The organism is Streptomyces abyssomicinicus, assembly GCF_008974245.1.
Taxonomy (GTDB): Bacteria; Actinomycetota; Actinomycetes; order Streptomycetales; family Streptomycetaceae; genus Streptomyces; species Streptomyces abyssomicinicus.
Genome location: NZ_BBZI01000006.1, coordinates 1,310,190 through 1,326,677, shown reverse-complemented (window position 1 = coordinate 1,326,677; position 16,488 = coordinate 1,310,190). Strand labels below are relative to the sequence as shown.

Genomic DNA, 16,488 nt, shown 5'->3' with positions numbered 1-16,488 from the left:
CCGGTCCGGCAGATCACGGTACGCGGTGAGCGAGGCCCGTCGCCCGTGCCGAGGCGTTCGCCGGACAGGTGGGCGACGGCTGTGCCAGGGTGTCAGCCGACCAGTTCCTCGGCCAGCGCGGCGGCCAGTTCACGGGCCCTGTCCTGCATTTCCTCACCGTCCGTGGTCTCACCGGCCAAGGTCGGACGGCTTGTGTAAACGATCTTCACGATGACGTTGGACGTGCGGAACACCACAGTGACGGTGCGCTCGGAAGCGGTGGTTCCGGCGGCTCCGAGGCTGTCGTCGAGGAAGGCCTCGTCGCCGAGTTCCTCCAGGGAACGCGGACCGAGGTCCGCCGTGCCGTCGGTCCCCGCGGAGCCCTCGGGGGAGCCGGACGCGGGCCCGGTGTCCTCTCCGGCGGCCCCGTCGGCCCCGGCCGTCCCGCCCTTCCCGTCCGCCGTGGCGTCCGCGCCGGAGGCGGAGGCCGAGGGGGACGCGGCGTCGTCGGGGGTCGTGGACGACCCGGCGCCGGGGGCGGGGACGCCGGCCTCCTCGCGGAGGTCGGTGAAGATCTCCCCGGCCTTGGCGTCGTCGCCCACCTCGGGTTCGTAGGAGACCACCCGCTCGAAGTCGAGGGAGAGCGAGTCGGTGGCGTCCCGGGAACCGGCCTGCCAGTGGCAGCCCACCTGGCGGTCCAGGTCGTAGCTGAGGTCCGAGGTGCCCTCGTAGGCCGCCTCGCGCTTTCTGGCGTCCGTGATCTGCTTCAGGCCGGGGAGCATCCGCTCCAGCGTGCCCTCGCCCACCGCGCCACAGGGTTCGGGCAGCGTGCGGTAGCGGCCGGGCTCGGCCTCGGCCGTCGTGGCGTCGGCGGCGCCCGGCTTGGAGTCGTTGGCCTGCCCGCCCTCCGAGGGACCGCCGCTGCAGCCGGCCAGCACGGCCGCGAGCAGTGCGGCGGTGCCGATGGTGTACGCCTTCCGCGGCACGGTCGGGCTCCTCTCACGGGGGGTTAATCGGTTGCCGGGGGGACGGGGGCCCGGCAGACAATGTGTATCGCACACGCCGCCGGGAACGCCGGTTCGCGATCCCTTTCGTGACGTTGGTCATGATTCTCAGTTCTGTATGAGCTTGTCGGCTTCTGTGTGATTTCCGTTGTCGTTTTTGGGGGAGATGGTCGGTCATGTCGTACGTCGAGGTACCGGGCGCCAAGGTGCCGATCCGCATGTGGACGGATCCGGCCTCGGTCGAGGACGTGGCCATGCGCCAGCTCCACAACGTCGCGACGCTCCCGTGGATCAAGGGCCTGGCCGTGATGCCGGACGTGCACTACGGCAAGGGCGCGACGGTCGGCTCGGTGATCGCCATGCAGGGCGCGGTCTGCCCGGCGGCGGTCGGTGTCGACATCGGCTGCGGGATGTCCGCGGTGAAGACGTCGCTGACCGCGAACGACCTGCCGGGGGACCTCTCGCGGCTGCGCTCGAAGATCGAGCAGGCCATTCCGGTGGGCCGGGGGATGCACGACACCGCGGTGGACCCGGGGCGGATGCACGGCTTCGCCACCGCGGCCTGGGACGACCTGTGGGAACGGTTCGACGGGATCGCCGAAGAGGTCAAATTTCGTCAGGATCGCGCCTCCAAGCAGGCGGGAACGCTCGGAAGTGGAAACCACTTCATTGAGTTCTGTCTCGACACCGAGGGCTCGGTGTGGCTGATGCTGCACTCCGGGTCGCGGAACATCGGCAAGGAACTCGCCGAGCACCACATCGGCGTCGCCCAGCGGCTGCCGCACAACCAGGGGCTGGTCGACCGCGACCTGGCGGTGTTCGTCGCGGACACGCCGCAGATGGCCGCCTACCAGAACGACCTGTACTGGGCGCAGGAGTACGCCAGGTTCAACCGGTCGATCATGATGGCGCTCTTCAAGGACGTGGTCCGCAAGGAGTTCAAGAAGGCCAAGGTGACCTTCGAGCCCGAGATCAGCTGCCACCACAACTACGTCAGCCGTGAGCGGTACGAGGGGATGGACCTGCTGGTCACCCGGAAGGGCGCGATCAGCGCGCGGTCCGGCGAGTACGGGATCATCCCAGGCTCCATGGGCACCGGCTCGTACATCGTGAAGGGGCTGGGGAACGACAAGTCGTTCAACTCCGCGTCGCACGGCGCGGGCCGGCGGATGAGCCGGAACGCGGCCAAGCGGCGGTTCACGGCGGCGGACCTGGAGCGGCAGACGCAGGGCGTCGAGTGCCGCAAGGACTCCGGAGTGGTGGACGAGATCCCGGCGGCCTACAAGCCGATCGAGCAGGTCATCGACCAGCAGCGGGACCTGGTGGCCGTGGTGGCGCAGCTCAAGCAGGTCGTCTGCGTCAAGGGCTGACCGGGCGCCCGCCCGGTCCGCCCCCCGGCGGGCACAAGCGGGCCGCCGCGTCGCGCTACGGCTCCTCGCGCACCGTGAAGCCGATGACGGAGCCGCCGCCGTCGCGGCGGAAGGCGAACGGGGCGCCGTTGTGGGAGGCGGCGACCTCGCGGACGATCGAGAGGCCGAGGCCGGAGCCGGGGAGGCTGCGGGCGGCGGGGGTGCGGTAGAAGCGGTCGAAGACGCGGCCCAGGTGGGCGGGGGCGATGCCGGGGCCGCGGTCGAGGACCTCCACGCGGACGTGGCCGGAGCCCTCGGGGCGGATCACCCGGACCTCGATGGGGCCGGTGCCGTCCTGGTCGAACTTGGCGGCGTTCTCCACCAGGCTGGAGATGGCCCGCTGGAGGGCCGAGGCGCGGCCGTCGACCGTGGTGTCGCCGGTGACGGCGACCCGGATGTCGCGGCCGGTGCGGCGGCGGGCGTGCACGGCGACGTCCTCGGCGAGTTCCGCCAGGTCGACCGGGCGGACGGGTTCGGCGTCCGACTGGCCCGCCGCGAGGTCGACCAGCTCGTTGACCAGGTCGGTCAGCTCGCGTGACTCGGTGGCCAGGTCGTCCACCAGTTCCTCACGGGCCCGCGGCGGGAGCTCGTCGATCCGGCGGAGCGTCGAGATGTTGGTGCGCAGCGAGGTCAGCGGCGTGCGCAGCTCGTGGCCGGCGTCCTGGACCAGGCGGCGCTGGTCCTCCTCGGACTGGGCGAGCCGGTCGAGCATGCGGTCGAAGGAGCGGCCGAGGCGGCCCACCTCGTCGCCGCCGGTGACCGGGACCTGGATGGACAGCCGCCGGGTGCGGGCCACCGCCTCGGCGGCGTCGGTCAGGGCGACCAGGCGGCGGGTGATGCGGTGGGCGAGCCACCAGCCGAAGAGGCCGGCGGCGAAGACGACGGCGACGATCTGCCAGGCGGTGCGCCGCTGGAGTTCGCGCAGCAGGTCCTCGGTGTCGCTGAACTCGTGGGCGACCTGGACCGCGCCGCGCCCGCCGCCGAGGGAGACGGTGGCGATGCGGTACATGTCGTGGCCGGCCTCGATGTCGGCGTGCTCGACGGTGCGTCCGGCGGCCTGCTGGAGGGCGGTGCGGCGGTCCTCGGCGGTGACCGGGAGGGCGGGGCGGCCGGGGTCGTCGACCGCACCGTCCGGTCCCAGGACCTGCACGACCGTGCGGCTGGGGCGGACGATGTCGTGGCCGGGGACGTGTGAGGAGAAGTCCTCCGGGGTCATCCGCCGCTCCCGGACCTCGGCCCGCAGGTCGCCGACCACCTCGGCGAATATCGTCTGCTGGTCGATCCGCACCATCCGCGCGGCGGCGCTGTAGGAGAGCAGGCCGACCACCACGGTGACCGCGGCGGCGACCGCCGCGAAGGAGACGGCGAAGCCGGTCCGCAGGGAGGCCAGCCGGCCGTGGCGTGCGGGCATCCGCTCAGCCCTCCCGCAGCACGTACCCGACGCCCCGCACGGTGTGGATCAGCTGCGGGGCGCCCGGCTCGTCCAGCTTGCGGCGCAGGTAGCCGACGTAGACGGCGAGGTTCTTGGAGCCGGGGCCGAAGTCGTAGCCCCAGATGCGGTCGTAGATGGTGGCGTGGTCGAGGACCACCCCCGCGTGGCGCAGCAGCAGTTCCAGCAGGTCGAACTCGGTGCGGGTGAGCTCTATCTCGCGCTCGTCGCGCCAGACGCGGCGTGCGGAGGGGTCCATCCGCAGTCCGGCCGCGGTCAGGTCCCTCGGGCCGGTGGGGTTCGGGTCCTGCGCGGCGGGCGCGGGCAGGGGTTCCTTGCCGGCCCGGCGCAGCAGGGCGCGCAGGCGGGCGAAGACCTCGTCCACCTCGAAGGGCTTGGGTACGTAGTCGTCGGCCCCGGCGTCCAGGCCGGCGATCCGGTCGGCGGTCTCGACCAGCGCGGTCAGCATCAGGATGGGGGTGCGGTCGCCGCGGGCGCGCAGTTCGCGGCAGACCTGGAGGCCGTCGACGCCGGGCATCATCACGTCCAGCACCAGTACGTCGGGCGCGGTGGCGGTGGCCTGCTCGAGCGCGGCGGCGCCGTCGGAGACGGCGGTGACCTCGTAGCCCTCCAGGGTGAGGGCGCGGGCCAGCGCGTTGCGGATGGCGCGGTCGTCCTCGGCGAGCAGCACGGTGTGGGGCACGCGCACAGTGTGTCATTTCCGTGCAGGTGCCCCACAGGCCGTGCGGCGGGACGGGGCCCCGGAGGTCAGGACGGGCGGCGCAGCGCCTGGAGTGCCTGCTCGAAGGGGACGGTCTCCAGTTCGCCGACCCGGACGACGGCGGGGTCGTCCTCCTGCGCGGTGCGGGCGGCGGGCAGCCGGGCGGGCCCGGCCATCAGGGCGGCGAGCTGGCCGGCCGCGCGCTCGACGCGCTCCGGCAGCCCCTCGGCGCCCCAGTCCTCCGAGGCCGCGTACACGCCGGTCGGCACGACCACGGCCTTCAGGTAGCTGAAGAGCGGCCGCAGCGCGTGGTCCAGCACCAGGGAGTGGCGGGCCGAACCGCCGGTCGCGGCGATCAGCACCGGCTTGCCGTCCAGGGCGCCCTGGTCCAGGACGTCGAAGAACGCCTTGAACAGTCCGCTGTAGGAGGCGGAGAAGACCGGGGTGACGACGATCAGCCCGTCGGCCTCCGCGACCGCCTGCTGGGCTGCGGCGAGATCGCGTCCGGCGAAGCCGTTGGTGAAGTTGTGCGCGATCTCCACGGCGAGGTCGCGCACCTCGATCACCTGGATCCCGGCGCCGGTGCGGCCGGCGGTGGCCTGGGCCAGGCGGTCGGCCAGCAGCCGGGTGGACGACGGGACGCTCAGACCCGCCGAGACGACGACCAGCTTGCTCATCGTGCGGTCTCCTTCTCCTTGTCGTCCGTCGTGGAGGCCCCGGCCGTGGTCCCGGCCCCGGCCCCGGCGTCGGTCCCGGCCGCGGCCGCGGCCTTGGCCGCCTCGTCGGCGGCGACGAGCGAGGCGTGGGTGGGCGCGTCCGGCACGTCGGCCGGGCGGCCCTTTGCGAACTCCTCGCGGAGCACCGGGACGACCTCCTCGCCGAGGATGTCGAGCTGCTCCAGCACGGTCTTCAGCGGCAGGCCCGCGTGGTCCATGAGGAACAGCTGGCGCTGGTAGTCGCCGGCCACCTCGCGGAACGACAGGGTCCGCTCGATGACCTCCTGCGGGGAGCCGACGGTCAGCGGGGTCTCGCGGGTGAACTCCTCCAGGGAGGGGCCGTGGCCGTAGACCGGCGCGTTGTCGAAGTAGGGACGGAACTCGCGGACGGCGTCCTGACTGTTCTTCCGCATGAACACCTGGCCGCCGAGGCCGACGATCGCCTGCTCGGGGCGGCCGTGCCCGTAGTGGGCGAAGCGGGTCCGGTAGAACTCGACCATCCGGCGGGTGTGGTCGGAGGGCCAGAAGATGTTGTTGTGGAAGAAGCCGTCGCCGTAGTACGCGGCCTGCTCGGCGATCTCGGGGGACCGGATCGAGCCGTGCCAGACGAACGGCGGGACGTCGTCCATGGGGCGGGGCGTGGAGGTGAAGCCCTGCAGCGGCGTGCGGAACTTGCCCTCCCAGTTCACCACGTCCTCCCGCCAGAGGCGGCGGAGCAGGGCGTAGTTCTCGATGGCGAGGTTGATGCCCTCACGGATGTCCTGGCCGAACCACGGGTAGACCGGCCCGGTGTTGCCGCGGCCCATCATCAGGTCCACCCGGCCGTCCGCGAGGTGCTGGAGCATCGCGTAGTCCTCGGCGATCTTCACCGGGTCGTTGGTGGTGATCAGCGTCGTCGAGGTGGAGAGGGTGAGGGTCTTCGTCCGCGCCGCGATGTAGCCGAGCATCGTGGTGGGCGAGGAGGGCACGAAGGGCGGGTTGTGGTGCTCGCCGGTGGCGAAGACGTCGAGCCCGACCTCCTCGGCCTTGAGCGCGATGGCGACCATGGCCTTGATGCGTTCCCGCTCGCTCGGCGTGCGGCCGGTGGTGGGGTCGGTCGTCACGTCGCCGACCGAGAAGATCCCGAACTGCATGGTCATGGTCGCTCACTCCAATGTTGTTGACCATTGAACTATATCCGACAACGAGGCGGGTGCGGCAGGTATTCCGGTCGGCTCCGGTCGGCTCCGGTCGGCTCCGGGCGGGTGGGGCATGGCATGGTGGCCCGATGGGGATTGCGAGGTCCGCGGGGCTGTTCGTGCTGGCCGCGGTGCTGGAGATCGGCGGCGCGTGGCTCGTCTGGCAGGGGTTCCGGGAGAGCCGCGGGTGGGTGTGGATCGGGGCCGGGGTGCTGGCCCTGGGGGCCTACGGGTTCGTCGCCACGTTCCAGCCGGACGGGGAGTTCGGGCGGGTGCTCGCCGCGTACGGCGGGGTGTTCGTCGCGGGCTCCATCGCCTGGGGCGCGGTCGCCGACGGCTACCGGCCCGACCGGTGGGACGTCGCGGGCGCCCTCGTCTGCCTCATGGGCATGGCCCTGATCATGTACGCGCCGCGGCGGTGAACGGGGGCCCTGCCTCCTTGGCCCGCACGCCCCGGGCGGGCGGGCCACCCCGGCCGTGGAGCGGCGTGGGGGGTGTGACGGGGCCTCGCGGGGCGGGGTCCGGTGGGACGGGCTGCCGGTGGGCGCCGGGCCGCGCCTATTCTGGCGGCGTTCCGGACACCCACCTCGAACGGGAGCATCGCGCACCATGACCGCCGCCTACACCGCCACCGCCGCCCCCGCCTCCCGCATCGCCGTCGTCACCGGCGCGAGCAGCGGTATCGGCGCCGCCACCGCGCGGCAGCTCGCGGCGGCCGGCTACCGCGTGGTGCTGACCGCCCGCCGCAAGGACCGCATCGAGGCCCTCGCGGAGGAGATCAACGCCGCCGGCCACTCCGCCGCCGCCTACGCCCTGGACATCACCGACCGCGCCGCCGTCGACGAGTTCGCCACCGCCTTCAAGACCATCGGCGTGCTGGTCAACAACGCCGGCGGCGCCCTCGGCTCCGACCCGGTGGCCACCGGCGACCCGCAGGAGTGGCGCACCATGTACGAGACCAACGTGATCGGCACGCTCAACGTCACCCAGGCGCTGCTGCCCGCGCTGACGGCGAGCGGAGACGGCACCGTCGTGGTGGTCTCCTCCACCGCCGGTCACGCCACCTACGAGGGCGGCGCCGGCTACGTGGCCGCCAAGCACGCCGAGCACGTGCTCGCCGAGACCCTCCGGCTGGAGATCGTCGGCACCCCGGTGCGGGTGATCGAGGTCGCGCCCGGCATGGTGAAGACCGAGGAGTTCGCCCTCACCCGCTTCCACGGGGACAGCGAGAAGGCCGCCAAGGTCTACCAGGGCGTCGCCGAACCGCTCACCGCCGACGACGTCGCCGACACCATCGCCTGGACGGTCACCCGCCCCAGCCACGTCAACGTCGACCTCCTGGTCCTGCGCCCGCGCGCCCAGGCCTCCAACGCCAAGGTGCACCGGGAACTGTGACCTCCCCTTCCTCCCCTTCCTCCTCCGACGACCCTCGGCCCCCGGCCGACCGCCTCACCGAGCGGCAGCGCGCCGCGGAGAAGCGGCGCATCGCGCGGGAGACCAGGAACGAACGCATCATGTGGTGGAACCTGGCGTACTTCCTGTTCGGGATCCACATCGTCGCGGCCGTGATGATCTTCGCGATCAGTCACGCGAAGTAACGCATCGCCGCACCCGCCCACGGCGCCCGTCCACACCCTGTGGACGGGCGCCGTGGCGTTCGGGCCCTGCAGGGAGCCGTATCGGCGGGCGTCGGGGCCGGGGCGCGGCCGGGCGCCCCCGGGCCGGTCCGCGCACCGCCGAACCGGGCGCCGTGACGCTCCGTGGCGTTTCGTTGCCGGATATGAGAGACCGATGTTCCTACGATCTTCCCAGCAGCTCAACATCTGATGAGCCATCAGATGGTGTGCTCGGGGCGGGGATCCAGCGAACGTCAGCGCACCCTTTCCGGAAGTCACTCACATGGCAGAAACCAACCGTCGTCCGCGGATCCGCCGGAGCGTCCTCGGCGCTGCGGGAGTGCTGGTCCTGGCCGGCCTCAACGCCCCCGCCGTCTACGACTTCACCTCCCGGACCTACCACGCCTACACGATCGAGCAGCCGTCCTACAAGGCGGACCACGGTCACTGGCGGATGGTCGAGGTCCCACCGCGGTTCCGCATCAACACCATCCACGCCGCGCTGCTGCACACCGGCAAGGTGCTGTTGATCGCGGGGTCCGGCAACGACGCCAAGATGTTCGACTCCAAGACCTTCCGCACCGTCGTGTGGGACCCGGTGCGGAACACCTTCAAGAACGTGGAGACGCCGAGCGACCTGTTCTGCGCGGGTCACGCCCAGCTCCCCGGCGGAAACCTGCTGGTCGCGGGGGGCACCGAGCGGTACGAGACGCTGAAGGGCGACGTGAAGCGGGCCGGCGGCCTGATGATCGTCTACAACGAGAACCCCGACAGGCCCAAGACGCTCCCCGAGGGCACCCTGTTCACCGGCAGGGAGAGCGGGAAGACCTTCACCTCGCAGTCCGGCGTCCTGGTGCCGCGCGCGAAGAAGGAGATCGACCCGGACACCGGCAAGGCCACCGTCACCGCGTCCTCGGCGCGGGTGTACGTGGAGGCGACCCAGGAGGGCGCCCGGTACCAGACCGGCGCGCAGGACCAGTACCGGATCAAGGGGCTCAAGGGCGCCGAGAAGCGCAACGTCTACGGGATCGCCCAGAAGCTCTCCTTCGACAAGAAGGACTTCCAGGGGATCAAGGACGCCTACGAGTTCGACCCGGTCGCCGAGAAGTACATCAGGGTCGACCCGATGCACGAGGCCCGCTGGTACCCCACGCTCACCACGCTGGAGGACGGCAAGGTCCTCTCGGTCTCCGGCCTGGACGAGATCGGGCAGGTGGTCCCGGGCAAGAACGAGATCTACAACCCGAAGAAGAAGGACTGGGAGTTCGTCCGCAAGTCCCGGTTCTTCCCGACCTACCCGGCGCTCTTCCTGGCCCAGGGCGGCAAAATCTTCTACACCGGGTCGAACGCCGGGTACGGGCCGGCCGACAAGGGCCGTGTGCCCGGCCTGTGGGACCTGGACAGCGGCGCCTTCAAGGAGGTGCCGGGGCTCCCGGACCCGCAGCTGCTGGAGACCTCGATGTCGGTGCTGCTGCCGCCCGCCCAGAAGCAGCGGTACATGGTGATCGGCGGCGGGGGAGTGGGCGAGAGCCCGAGGTCCACCGAGCGCACCGGACTGGTGGACCTCAAGGCCGACGACCCCCGGTTCGTGGCCGGACCCGACCTGTACGCCAAGGCCCGCTACCCGTCCGCGGTGATCCTCCCCAACGACACGGTGCTGGTCACCAACGGCTCCGGCGACTACCGGGGCAAGGGCGACAGCAACGTGCTGAAGGCGGCGGTCTACGACCCGGCGGCGAACCGGTTCACCGCGGCCGCGGAGCCGCTGGTCGGCCGCAACTACCACTCCGGCGGCCTGCTGCTGCCGGACGGCCGGGTGATGACCTTCGGCTCGGACTCGCTCTTCTCCGACCAGGCCGACTCCAAGCCGGGCGTCTTCGACCAGCGTCTGGAGCTCTACACCCCGCCCTACCTGCACCAGGGCGGGCAGCGGCCCCGGCTCGACGAGCGGGGCGAGCACCGACGCCGGGTCGAGCTGGGCGAGTCCACCACCTACGCCAGCCCGGACGCGGCGCGGATCGAGAGGATGCGGCTGATCAGGCCGGGCTCCTTCACCCACGTCACCAACGTCGAACAGCGCTCCATCGCCCTGAAGTTCACCGCGCAGGGGGGCAGGGTGAAGGTGACGCTGCCGGACGATCCGTCCCTGGTGCCGCCCGGCTGGTACATGCTCACCGCGGTCGACAAGCGGGGTGTGCCGTCGGAGGCGGTGTGGGTGAGGGTGCCGGTCTCCGACGACGCCGAGTCCCCGAAGACGACCGAGGAGCCGCCCGCACCCGCGCTCTGACACCTCCCGCGCCCGCCCTCCGACGCCTCCCGCGCCCGCCCTCCGACACCCCGCGCAGGGACCCAGGTCCCTGGGCGGCCGGGACCTGCGACCCGGCCGCCCAGGGACTTTCGCTGTGACGCGACGGTCCCAAGGGCCCTGGGGCGGCGGTGTCCTCGAGGACGAGCATGAGCGGCGGCGGGCCGGGAAGGCCGGCACGGTCCTGTCCCCCGTAGGACCGGCTTCCCGGTCTGCTGCACGTATCAGCGCTTCGGGAGGACGACCCGGTGGACACCGCACAGCCAGTACAGCGAGACGAGCAGAAGGCCGTCACCGGTCCGCCACCGCCTCCCGTTCCCGCTCCCGCCCGGCGGATCAACTGGGTCGAGTGGCTGACCACCACCGACCACAAGAAGATCGGCACGATGTACCTGGTCAGCGCCTTCGCCTTCTTCGGCGTCGGCGGCATCCTGGCGCTGGTGATGCGCGCCGAACTGGCCCGGCCCGGTACCCAGATCCTCTCCAACGAGCAGTTCAACCAGGCGTTCACCATGCATGGCTCGATCATGCTGCTGATGTTCGCCATGCCGCTGTTCACCGGGTTCGCCAACTGGATCATGCCGCTCCAGATAGGCGCGCCGGACGTGGCGTTCCCCCGGCTGAACATGCTGTCCTACTGGCTGTTCCTGTTCGGCTCACTGATCGCGGCGTTCGGCTTCCTCACCCCCCAGGGCGCGGCCAGCTTCGGCTGGTTCCTCTACGCGCCTCTCTCCTCGGAGCTGTACTCGCCCGGCCTCGGCTCCGACCTGTGGATCATGGGCGTGGCCTTCTCCGGCTTCGGCTCGATCCTCGGCGCGGTCAACTTCATCACCACGATCATCTGCATGCGCGCGCCCGGCATGACCATGTTCCGGATGCCGATCTTCACCTGGAACGTGCTGCTGACCGGCGTGCTGATCCTGCTGGTCTTCCCGGTCCTGGCCGCCGCCCTGTTCGCCCTCGAGATGGACCGGCAGTTCGGCTCGCACATCTTCGACGCCGCCAACGGCGGGGCGCTGCTGTGGCAGCACCTGTTCTGGTTCTTCGGCCATCCGGAGGTGTACGTCCTGGCGCTGCCGTTCTTCGGGATCGTCTCGGAGGTCATCCCGGTCTTCTCCCGCAAGCCGATGTTCGGCTACATGGGCCTGGTGGGGGCCACCGTCGCCATCGCGGGCCTCTCGGTCACCGTGTGGGCCCACCACATGTACGTGACGGGCGGGGTGCTGCTGCCCTTCTTCGCCTTCATGACGATGCTGATCGCCGTGCCGACCGGGGTGAAGTTCTTCAACTGGATCGGCACCATGTGGAGGGGCTCGCTCTCCTTCGAGACGCCGATGCTGTGGGCGGTCGGCTTCCTGGTGACCTTCCTCTTCGGCGGCCTCACCGGCGTCATCCTGGCCTCGCCGGTGCTGGACTTCCACGTCTCCGACTCGTACTTCGTGGTCGCGCACTTCCACTACACGCTCTTCGGCACGGTGGTGTACGCGATGTTCGCCGGCTTCCACTTCTGGTGGCCGAAGTTCACCGGCAAGATGCTGGACGAAAGGCTCGGCAAGATCACCTTCTGGACCCTGACCGCCGGGTTCAACCTGACCTTCCTGGTCCAGCACTGGCTGGGCGCCGAGGGGATGCCGCGCCGGTACGCCGACTACCTGGCGGCCGACGGCTTCACCTTCCTCAACACCCTGTCCACCATCGGTTCCTTCCTGCTCGGCCTGTCGGTGCTGCCGTTCCTCTACAACGTGTGGAAGACCGCCCGGTACGGCAGGCCGGTCGGCGTGGACGACCCGTGGGGCTGGGGCCGCTCCCTGGAGTGGGCGACCTCCTGCCCGCCGCCGCGGCACAACTTCACCCGGCTGCCGCGGATCCGCTCCGAGTCGCCCGCCTTCGACCTGCACCACCCGGGCGTCGGCGACCGCGAGCTCGAGGCGGTGAAGTGAGGTGGACCCCTCGGTGCTCGCCCTGGGCGTGGCGGCCGTCGCGCTCGCCGGGTACGTCTGGTACGTGCCGGCCCTGCTGGAACTGCGGGCCGGGTCCGCGGACCGCCCCCGGTCCTGCCGCAGCGCGGCGGCGGCCTGCCTGGTGGCGTGGGCCACGGTGGCCCTGACCGCCGTGGTCCTCCCGGCCGGCGGGAGGAGCTGGCTGCCGCTCGGCGCGGCGGGCGGCGCGGCCGCCGTCGTGCTGCGCATCCGGGCCGCCCTCCAGGCCCGCCGGGAGAGCCGGGAGGCGGCCGGCGCGTGGGCCGAACTGCACCGCGTGAAAGAGGCGTGAGGGACCGTACAACCCTGGGGCGCGGAGGCCGGTCACACCCTGCGGAACACCGACCACGCCGGGTGAGCGACGCCTGGTCCTCCACCGAACCGCAAGAGGTGCTCATGAAGCTTCGCCGTGCCATGGCCGTAGCGGCGGCCACGGCCGTCATCGCCCCGCTGACCCTGCTGTCGGCGCCGGCGGCGTTCGCCGGGGACCCCGTACCGCCCGCCCCGCAGACGCAGCCCGGCGGCGCCGGGTCCACGGAGCCCGCCGCCGGCACCGGGACGTCCGAAACGGGCGGCGGGAGCTCGCCGGCGGACACCGAAGCCCCCGGCGAGCCCGCCGCCCCGGACCGGGACGAGCTGCCCGGCAAGGCCGGGAACCCGGGCGAAGGGAAGGGCGGGGACGGGGAGCCGGGGGAGTCCGGGGAGGTCCGCCCGCTCTGCGAGGAGTACGGGATCGACAAGGGCCTGAGCACCAAGGTCACGGGCCTGCCCTCCGCCTACGTCGCCGGCTCCGGCTGGGACGAGTTCCGGCTCACCGTCACCAACCTGACGGGCGGGGAGCTGGACCGGCTCTGGTACGACGTGTCGGTCGAGCTGGGCGCGGCCGAGGTCGAGTACCTGGGGGAGGCCGGGTGGACGGACGAGTTCCAGTGGGAGGGCGACACCGCCAGCTTCGGCGGCCACGCGGCCGACGTCGCCGTGGGTGAGATCCTCACCGCCGACCTCCGGGTCCGGGTGCCGGCGGGCTTCCGGTCCGACGAGTCGTTCGTCGTCGGCAGCGCCCTCTACCAGGACGACGACGCCACCTGCCTGCACAACGGCCACACCTACGACTTCGTCGTCCTCCCGGCCGGCAGCACCGTGCCGTCGCAGACGCCCACGCCGTCCGCCTCGCCGAGCGGGACGCCGTCCCCGTCGTCCTCCCCGACGCCCACGGCGTCCCCGTCGTCCGGCCCGAGCGGGGGGACGGGGCAGCCCACCGGCACTCTGGCCGCGACCGGCGGCGACTCCGCGCTGCCGGTGATGGGGGCCGCGGGTGCGGCCGCCGTCGTCCTGGGCGCGGGCGCCGTGTTCGCGGTCCGGCGCAGGGAGGCCGGCGCGCGGGTCTGACGCGTGACGGACCGCCGCCGAGGCGGCGGCGGTACCGGAGGGGCCCCGCAGCCGGAGGGGCCCCTTCGCCGCGCGCGGGTGGGGAAATTCCCCTTCCGCCACAACCGCCCGGCCCCGTACGTCGTCCTACCCGGTACCGAACCCTGTCGCGTCACGGACCCAACTCCGTTGCGCGGCAAGGGGATCGGTGCCATCGACGTCACTGCGGGGCCCCACAGGGCTCCCCTCGCAACAGGGGGCTTCCTCGTGCGACGCACGCACTTCCGGCTCGTCGTCGCGGTGAGCGCGGCCGCCGCGTTGACCGGCGGCCTGCTCACCGTCACGGCCGGGCCCGCCTCCGCCGCGGCCGCCGCGTACGGCGACGACTTCAACGGCGACGGCCACCGCGACTACGCGGAGTACACCTACCAGCCCACCGGCGGCGGGGTGGTGATCACCTTCGGCACCGCCTCGGGCCCGGGCACCGAGACCCAGACGATCACCCAGGCGAGCGCCGGAGTGCCCGGCGCAGCCGAGGCCGACGACGGCTTCGGCGAGCACCGCGCCGCGGCCGACTTCGACGCGGACGGCTACGGCGACCTCGCCGTCTCCGCCGTGCACGAGGATGTCGACGGCAACGAGAGCCAGGGCGCGGTGACCGTCCTGTGGGGCAGCGCGAGCGGCCTCTCCGGCGGCACCACCGTGCCCAACAAGGCGCCCGGCTCCTGGGGCGGCATGGGTCAGGACCTCGCCACCGGCGACTTCGACGGAGACGGCGAGCAGGAACTGGCCGTCATCAACGCGAACCAGGCGTTCGTCCACCGCGGCACCTTCGCCAGGAGCGGCATCACGGGCACCGTGGACACCCTCGACAAGACCTCGTTCGAAGCGAGCGCCCTGATCGCGGGCAAGGTCGACGGCGACGCCAGGACCGATCTGGTCGTCATCGGCGACGTCGTCACCGACACGCTGATCGCGTCGGACGCCTGGTACTTCAAGGGCGGCTCCACCTTCACCGCCGGGAAGACGCTCCGCCTGGAGTCGATCTCCAGCAACTCCGGCGAGGCCGACCGGGGCGGCGACGGCCTGATCGCCGACTTCGACAAGGACGGCTACGGCGACATCGCCATCGGCACAGAGCTGTACGACGACTACCGGGGCCGCGTCACGGTCTGGTCCGGTTCCTCCACCGGCCCCTCCACCAGCGCCCGGTTCACCCAGTCGACCAGCGGCATCGCCGGTACGCCCGAGTCGTGGGACTGCTTCGGGGCCTCCCTGTCCGCGGGGGACGTCAACGGCGACGGCCACCAGGACCTCGCCGTCGGAGCGCGCGCCGAGGCCATCGGGACCGTGGAGTACGCGGGCGCGGTGCACGTGCTGTACGGCGGCTCCGGCGGACTGACCGGGACCGGCTCGCAGTTCTTCGACCGCGACACCGCCGGGGTGCCCGGCGCCGTCGAGTACGGCGACGCGTTCGGCCACCGGGTGCTGCTGCGCGACGTGACCGGCGACGGCCTCGCCGACCTGCACATCGCCGGGGCGGCGTCCGCCGGCGTCCGCCTGCTCGGTTCCGCGTCGGGCGTGACCACCACCTCGGCCACGGCCGTCTCGGAGACGGTCCTCCACGGCACCCTCCGCTGAGCGGCGGGGCAACCGCAGCGGGTGACCGCAGCGGGTGACGGCAGCGGGTGACCGCGGACAGGGGCGCGGACGGCGACCATAGCCGCCCGCGCCCCTGTCCTCGAGCGGGTCTCGTCCCCGTCCCGTCCCTCTCTCTTGCCTGTCCGGGCCCGGCCTCGGCCCCGCCTCCGCCCGGCCGACGGCTCGGGCCGCATCGCGAAAGGGCGGTCCGTCGGTGAAGGGAAGCGGTCCGTCGGTGGAGGGGAATCGTGCTCCGGCGCGTCCCGCCGGTGCAGGCGTGCGGTGCGGGTGCGGGTGCGGGTGCGGACGTGCGCGTCGGGCGCTACGGCCAGACCAGGCAGTACGGCTGGTGGCCGGCCTCGTGGAGCCGGTGGCTGAAGTCCTGCCACTCGTGGAGCAACTGGTAGACGTTGAACGCGTCGCGGGGGCCGCCGCGGTCGGGGACCGTGGACCAGATGAACGCCGCCGCGCCCACCGCCTCCTCGCCTATCCCGCGCAGCGGGTCCACCGTGGTCATGGGCAGCTTGACCACCGCGTAGTCCTGGCGCAGCACCACCAGCTCGAGCGGCGGCACCTTGTTCAGCGGGACGCCCTCGATGCCGGTGAGGACCATCGCCGCCACCGTCTCGGGCTTGATCCGGGTGAACAGGCCGCCCATGCCGAGCTCGTCGCCGCCGAGCTCCTCCGGGCGCATGGTCTCCGGGACGCGGGCGGCCGCCGCGCCGCTCGGCGCGCCGAAGTACTTGTACGTCACGCCCAACCGGCTGCTCCTCGCCACGGGTCCCGCCGGCTTCTCGGCGCCGTCACTCTGCGCGCCCGCCCGGCGGGCCGCGGCCTCGGCCGCTTCCGTCGTCGTCTCCTCCGCGTCGCGCCGGTGCCTGCCCCGACGGGAACGTCGAGGACCCAGGTCGCCAGTCCCCTCGCCCAGTCCGCCACCGCGATGCATATCTCCACCCGACTGCTGTTCTAGGACGCGTCGCCCCCGCCGCGCAACCCGATCACCCGTTCATCGTGTCAGTGACCTCCCCCGCGCCCGTCCCACGAAACGTACACAGGAAAAGACCCGGAAGGAGGAACGCGCACGGGGTTCGCGTCACAGTCTCGCAGATGGGCGGAGGCCACGCTCCGTTATCTTCCAGACGA

15 protein-coding genes are annotated in these 16,488 nt (G+C 72.1%); 9 read left to right on the top strand and 6 right to left on the bottom strand.

Annotated features, from left to right (window positions below):
* Window positions 1–92: 92 nt before the first annotated feature.
* Entirely contained in the window at window positions 93–965 is an 873-nt protein-coding gene (locus GBN72_RS13340) for a DUF3558 domain-containing protein (protein WP_151771885.1), read from the bottom strand.
* Window positions 966–1,159: 194 nt separating this feature from the next.
* Between GBN72_RS13340 and GBN72_RS13335 the strand changes: the two genes are divergently transcribed.
* Window positions 1,160–2,353, top strand: coding sequence for an RtcB family protein (locus GBN72_RS13335; RefSeq protein ID WP_151771884.1), 1,194 nt, complete (start codon window positions 1,160–1,162; stop codon window positions 2,351–2,353).
* 55 nt (window positions 2,354–2,408) lie between these two features.
* On the opposite strand, the gene GBN72_RS13330 is transcribed toward GBN72_RS13335, so the two are convergent.
* The 4 genes from GBN72_RS13330 to GBN72_RS13315 all read right to left on the bottom strand — a co-directional run bounded on the left by GBN72_RS13330 (window position 2,409) and on the right by GBN72_RS13315 (window position 6,391).
* Window positions 2,409–3,803: a sensor histidine kinase gene (locus GBN72_RS13330; protein ID WP_151771883.1), complete on the bottom strand. Its 1,395-nt coding sequence runs from the start codon at window positions 3,801–3,803 to the stop codon at window positions 2,409–2,411.
* 4 nt (window positions 3,804–3,807) lie between these two features.
* Complete coding sequence (locus GBN72_RS13325; protein ID WP_151771882.1) at window positions 3,808–4,524, bottom strand: response regulator transcription factor; 717 nt, start codon at window positions 4,522–4,524, stop codon at window positions 3,808–3,810.
* A 65-nt stretch (window positions 4,525–4,589) separates the two neighbouring features.
* Window positions 4,590–5,219 (bottom strand): FMN reductase, encoded by a 630-nt coding sequence (locus GBN72_RS13320; RefSeq protein WP_151771881.1) that lies wholly within the window; start codon window positions 5,217–5,219, stop codon window positions 4,590–4,592.
* Window positions 5,216–6,391: an LLM class flavin-dependent oxidoreductase gene (locus tag GBN72_RS13315; RefSeq protein WP_246212471.1), complete on the bottom strand. Its 1,176-nt coding sequence runs from the start codon at window positions 6,389–6,391 to the stop codon at window positions 5,216–5,218. The genes GBN72_RS13320 and GBN72_RS13315 overlap by 4 nt, the downstream gene beginning before the upstream one ends.
* Window positions 6,392–6,525: 134 nt before the next feature.
* Here GBN72_RS13315 and GBN72_RS13310 point away from each other — a divergent pair, with 134 nt between their 5' ends.
* The 8 genes from GBN72_RS13310 (at window position 6,526) to GBN72_RS13275 (ending at window position 15,345) form a co-directional block, all read left to right on the top strand.
* A complete protein-coding gene (locus GBN72_RS13310) occupies window positions 6,526–6,858 on the top strand; it encodes a YnfA family protein (protein WP_151771880.1) in 333 nt (110 codons plus the stop codon).
* Between the two features lie 187 nt (window positions 6,859–7,045).
* On the top strand, window positions 7,046–7,831 hold the full coding sequence (locus tag GBN72_RS13305; protein ID WP_151771879.1) for an SDR family NAD(P)-dependent oxidoreductase: 786 nt from the start codon (window positions 7,046–7,048) through the stop codon (window positions 7,829–7,831).
* Window positions 7,828–8,034 (top strand): hypothetical protein, encoded by a 207-nt coding sequence (locus GBN72_RS13300; RefSeq protein WP_151771878.1) that lies wholly within the window; start codon window positions 7,828–7,830, stop codon window positions 8,032–8,034. Before GBN72_RS13305 ends, GBN72_RS13300 begins: the two co-directional genes overlap by 4 nt.
* A gap of 301 nt (window positions 8,035–8,335) precedes the next feature.
* Window positions 8,336–10,339: a radical copper oxidase GlxA gene (gene glxA / locus GBN72_RS13295; RefSeq protein WP_151771877.1), complete on the top strand. Its 2,004-nt coding sequence runs from the start codon at window positions 8,336–8,338 to the stop codon at window positions 10,337–10,339.
* Window positions 10,340–10,605: 266 nt separating this feature from the next.
* Window positions 10,606–12,297, top strand: coding sequence for an aa3-type cytochrome oxidase subunit I (gene ctaD / locus GBN72_RS13290; protein WP_246212445.1), 1,692 nt, complete (start codon window positions 10,606–10,608; stop codon window positions 12,295–12,297).
* Window position 12,298: 1 nt separating this feature from the next.
* Window positions 12,299–12,628, top strand: a complete 330-nt coding sequence (locus GBN72_RS13285; RefSeq protein WP_151771876.1) for a hypothetical protein — start codon at window positions 12,299–12,301, stop codon at window positions 12,626–12,628.
* Window positions 12,629–12,732: 104 nt separating this feature from the next.
* Window positions 12,733–13,725, top strand: coding sequence for an LPXTG cell wall anchor domain-containing protein (locus tag GBN72_RS13280; protein WP_151771875.1), 993 nt, complete (start codon window positions 12,733–12,735; stop codon window positions 13,723–13,725).
* Between the two features lie 246 nt (window positions 13,726–13,971).
* Window positions 13,972–15,345, top strand: a complete 1,374-nt coding sequence (locus GBN72_RS13275) for an FG-GAP repeat protein (protein ID WP_246212444.1) — start codon at window positions 13,972–13,974, stop codon at window positions 15,343–15,345.
* 322 nt (window positions 15,346–15,667) lie between these two features.
* Here the strand turns inward: GBN72_RS13275 and GBN72_RS13270 are convergent, their stop codons facing one another.
* The gene (locus tag GBN72_RS13270; protein ID WP_174887124.1) at window positions 15,668–16,291 is read right to left on the bottom strand and encodes a hypothetical protein; all 624 of its coding nucleotides are present in this window, start codon (window positions 16,289–16,291) and stop codon (window positions 15,668–15,670) included.
* Window positions 16,292–16,488 lie beyond the last annotated feature (197 nt).